Source organism: Mesorhizobium sp. M0208 (assembly GCF_040322015.1).
Taxonomy (GTDB): domain Bacteria; phylum Pseudomonadota; class Alphaproteobacteria; order Rhizobiales; family Rhizobiaceae; genus Mesorhizobium.
This window is the reverse complement of record NZ_JAMYSP010000119.1, coordinates 1-860: the sequence shown is the minus strand read 5'-3', so window position 1 is coordinate 860 and position 860 is coordinate 1. Positions and strand designations below refer to the sequence as shown.

Below are 860 nucleotides of genomic sequence, written 5' to 3'. Positions count from 1 at the left end.
TGCCGGTCGCCTTCTCGAAGGCCTCGATGGCCCACGGCTCGTCGGCGCCGTAGCCCTTCCAGTTGAGTACGTGCACCTCGTCGGCGTTTGCGGCAAATGCAAGTGCGGAGGTGAGGACGGCGGTCGCCGTCAGCAGGGCAGTCAAGTCGGGCATGCGCATGTTCGTTCCTCTCTGTGTTTGCCCGCTTCCCGGGCTTGTCAGGCTGTCGGGCGTTTGGCCTCTTGCTTCTGGCCATGGAGGCCGATCTGCGGACCGCCATGGCTCAGGAATGTCTGGATCTCGTGGTCGGTCGGCGCTGATGAACCACCGTGGCGGGTGACGGCAATGGCCGCCGCCGCATTGGCGTAGTGCGCTGCCGCAAAAGGCGGCATGCCGCGCGCCAGCGCACTGACGAAAGCGCCGATATGGGTGTCGCCGGCGCCATTGGTGTCGAGGGCGGCGACCTCGAAGCCGGCAATCGTTTGCGCCGAGCCGTCGGCCAGCCGCACATGGCAGCCTTTCGCGCCAGCACGAATGACGACGCCAACGGCCTTAGGGGAGTGGTCACTTAGCAGCCGTGACGCGAGTGTCTCGACGGCGCCCGGACCGGCAATCGCGGCCGCTTCCGTCGTGTTGCAGCTCAACCAGGTAGTACGGGCGAGTATCCGCGACAGGATAGGGTGGGGAATGTCGGTGATGACAGGTGTCGGGTCGAGGACAAGCGGTGTGTCGGCCGGAAGCGCCTCGATCCAGTCGGTGAGCGCGTCGCGGCTCTTGGGATAGCTCAGCGTATAGCCTGACGTGAACACCCAGTCGTCTGCAGCGACCACCACGGGCGCCAGCATGTCGAGGCTGAGTACGCTTTCAGCGCCCGGCCAAG

At 65.8% G+C, this 860-nt stretch carries 1 protein-coding gene; it reads right to left on the bottom strand.

What is annotated here, in order from left to right:
- Nucleotides 1-198 precede the first annotated feature (198 nt).
- On the bottom strand, nt 199-860 hold a 662-nt coding region (locus tag NKJ17_RS33900), incomplete at its 5' end, for a PfkB family carbohydrate kinase (RefSeq protein WP_352692064.1).